The organism is Streptomyces sp. MB09-02B (assembly GCF_033794485.1).
GTDB lineage: Bacteria > Actinomycetota > Actinomycetes > Streptomycetales > Streptomycetaceae > Streptomyces.
The window spans coordinates 1-3,140 of sequence record NZ_JARGEE010000670.1; the positions used below are offsets into that span (position 1 = coordinate 1).

General features: G+C 72.3%; 2 protein-coding genes. One reads left to right on the top strand and one right to left on the bottom strand.

Going from position 1 to position 3,140, the window contains the following annotated elements; translation table 11 throughout:
• Positions 1 to 210: 210 nt before the first annotated feature.
• The gene (locus P1P70_RS42580) at positions 211 to 1,938 is read right to left on the bottom strand and encodes a serine/threonine-protein kinase (RefSeq protein WP_319247576.1); all 1,728 of its coding nucleotides are present in this window, start codon (positions 1,936 to 1,938) and stop codon (positions 211 to 213) included.
• A 505-nt stretch (positions 1,939 to 2,443) separates the two neighbouring features.
• Between P1P70_RS42580 and P1P70_RS42585 the strand changes: the two genes are divergently transcribed.
• The coding region (locus P1P70_RS42585) for an FHA domain-containing protein (RefSeq protein ID WP_319247578.1) at positions 2,444 to 3,140 on the top strand (697 nt) is incomplete at its 3' end.

A 3,140-nucleotide genomic window follows, 5' to 3' on the forward strand; every position in this document is an offset into this window, starting at 1 on the left:
GAAAAGCATGGGGCGCAGCCCCTGCTTTCAGGGGCGCGGGTGCGTGGGGGCTGGCCACGCAGTTCCGCGCGCCCCTGAAAGCAGGGGCTGCGCCCCATGCTTTTCAGGCCCGCAGGGGCCTGGTCTTCTAGGGGCGCGGGGAACTGCGCGAGAAGCCCCACCGGAGCCGCACCCGCCGACGAAACCCACACCCCCGAGCTATGAGGCCCTCTACTGCCCCGAGCCGCCCGAACCGGACCCGTTGTCCAGTTCGCCGATCCACTTGCCCACTTCGCCGACCCAGGCGGACAGCTGGCCCCACCAGCTCTTGCCCGTGCCCACCCACTCCTGCAGCGGCGTGAACTCCCAGATCAGCCAGCCACCGACGAAGAGCAGGACGATCATGAACAGGCATCCCTTGAGACACCCCAGCCCAGGGATCCGCATGGGATTGGCGCTGCGCTGACGCGGCTCACGCGGCGGCCGGGGCTCCCGCTGCGGCCGAGGCGCCGGCCGCTGCGGCTGCGGCGCGGGCGCGTACCTCTCCGGCTGCCGACGCTGCGGCTGCGGCGGCTGCTGCGGAGGCGCGTACTGCTGTTGCTGCTGCGGGTGGCCGTACGCGGGGCCCGGCCCGCCCTGCGGCGGCCGCTGCTGCTGCCGGCGCGGCGGCTGCTGAGGGGGCTGTTGCGGACGGTTCGCCTGCCGCTGGGGCCGGCGGCGCAGCGGGTCGTCGTTGGGGTCGAGGTACTGGACCTGGGTCTGCTCGTTGCGGTCGCGGGCCGCGCGGAGCTGGTTCTGCCAGGGGTGCGGCTGCTCGGGGGGCTGCCCGCCGGGGTCGTGCGACGGCACCGGCGGCATGACGGACGTCGGATCGGCGCCACCGGTGTGCGGGAGCACGGTCGTGGGGTCGCCCGATCCCGCGGGTCCCGAGGTGTGCGGGAGGACGCTGGTCGCGGCGTTCGGGTCGTACGCGCCCGCGCCGTGCGGCAGCACCTGCGTCGGGTCGGCCGAGCCGAACGGTTCCGGGGACCCCGGTACCTGCGCGGGCGACGGGTCGGGGGCGAGGATGTGGCCCACGCCCTCGGCGGCGGCGATCTGCATGGAGTTCGCGTGCACGCCGACGCCCTCGGCGACGATGCGGAGCGCGCGGGCGAGGTTGACCGCGCTGGGCCGCTCACGCGGGTTCTTGCGCAGGCAGCGCTCGATGACCGTCCACAGCGGGTCGGGGACGGTGGAGGGGCGGCGCGGTTCCTCGCTGAGGTGCTGGTGGAGCACTTCGAGCGCGGTCTGGCCGTTGAACGGCGGGCGGCCGGTGACCAGTTCGTACATCAGGATGCCGGCGCCGTAGATGTCGACGGCGGAGGTCTGCGGCTGGCCCTCGGCGGACTCGGGGGCCACGTACGCGGGCGTGCCGACGAACTCGCTGGTCCGGGTCAGGCCGGGGGAGTCCGCTAGGCGGGCGATGCCGAAGTCGGTCAGCATCGGGTGCATCTCGCCGCCGTCCTGCTTGAGCAGGACGTTCGCGGGCTTCAGGTCGCGGTGGACGACACCGTCGGCGTGGCTCACGGCGAGCGCGTCGGCGATCTGGGCGGTGAGCAGGGCCGCGCCGACGGGCGAGAACGGGCCGTTCTCGCGGAGGTAGCGGTGCAGGTCGGGGCCCTGGACCAGGTCCATGACCAGGGCCAGCAGATCGCCCTCGACGACGAGGTCCCGGACGCGCACGATGTTCGGGTGGGTGAGCCGGAGCAGTACGGAGCGCTCCCGCAGGAACCGCATCACGATGTCCGCGTCGCTCGCGAGCTCCTCCTTGAGGACCTTGATCGCGACGGTCTCGCCGGGGTGGCCGGGCACGGCCGCCTCGGCCCCGGCGGTCTCCCGCTGGCGGGCGCGCCAGACCGTGCCTGTGGCGCCGCGTCCAATCGGCTCCTCAAGGAGGTACTTACTGCCTACCGGCCGCACGTCATGCGCTCCCTGTTGCTTGCTTGCCTGGTCACGCCCTGGACTCCCGCGGACGTTCCGACCACTGTAGTGCGGCCGTCCACGGGACCGGGCTGTTCACTTCCCGACTCTTCCTGCCCACTCTGTCCGCTTGCTGTGGCTCGAGTACGTACGGGTACCCGTGTGCGTTCGGTGGAAAGACGCTCCCTCGTGGGCGCTTGGTTGCCGTGCGGGGTATGTCGGGTTCCGGATGCGGACGCGACCGATCCCGAATGCGGCCGCGTTACGGACGTGACCGATCTCAAGTGATCAACTGGCGGGCACTGGTCAGGCATTTTTGTGGGCAGAGCCGACCAATCAAGATCACTTGACGCCGGGCGGCGGGCGAGTTGTCGGTGGCAGGTGCGAGGATGCCTCCAGTACTGGCCGACGTGCCCGTGAAGCGGTGGGGGAAGTCTGCGGTGGGGACCGCGCAGTCCCGTCCTCGCTGTCGCGGGTGCCCGCGCGGAAGGGACCGCTGACGGCGATGCAGATCCGGCTGACCGTCGTAGACCCGCTGGGACCGCCCTCCGAGCCGCGAGGACGTGCCACGGCCTGCGACGTGCTGGTCACGGCGCCCGCCGGGACGGCGCTGGCCGCCGTGGCCTCGGGCCTCGCCTCCGCCGTCGGGGAGGGCGGTGCGGAGCGACTGGAGCGCAGCCGGGAGGCCGGCGGCGGCCAGGTCGTGCTCTACGCCGGTGCCGAGCGCCTCGACGCCCAGCGGTGCACCCTGGGCGAGCCGCCCCTCATCGACGGCGCGGTGCTCTCCCTGGGCGCCCCCTCCGAGCCGGGCCCCGAGGTCGACGAGGCCGCCGCGCAGCTGCACGTCGTGGCCGGCCCCGACGCGGGCGGCGTCCACCTGCTGCACGGCGGCAAGATCCACATCGGCCGCTCCGCCGACGCCGACGTCCCGCTCGACGACCCGGACGTCTCCCGCCTGCACTGCGCGGTCACCCTCTCCGCCGACGGCCGGGTCTCCGTGGTCGACCTCGGCTCCACCAACGGCACCACCCTCGACGGCACCCGCGTCGGCGACCGCCCGGTCCGCCTGGCCCCGGGCGCGCTCCTGCGCATGTCCCTTATAAACATCTCCGAACCCACGAGAAAGGCAGAACTCGAATGCCTTCTTTGGTTTGAAAAAAAACAAAAAAGTAGAAACAACACAGAACTGGACGGAGAGTCAC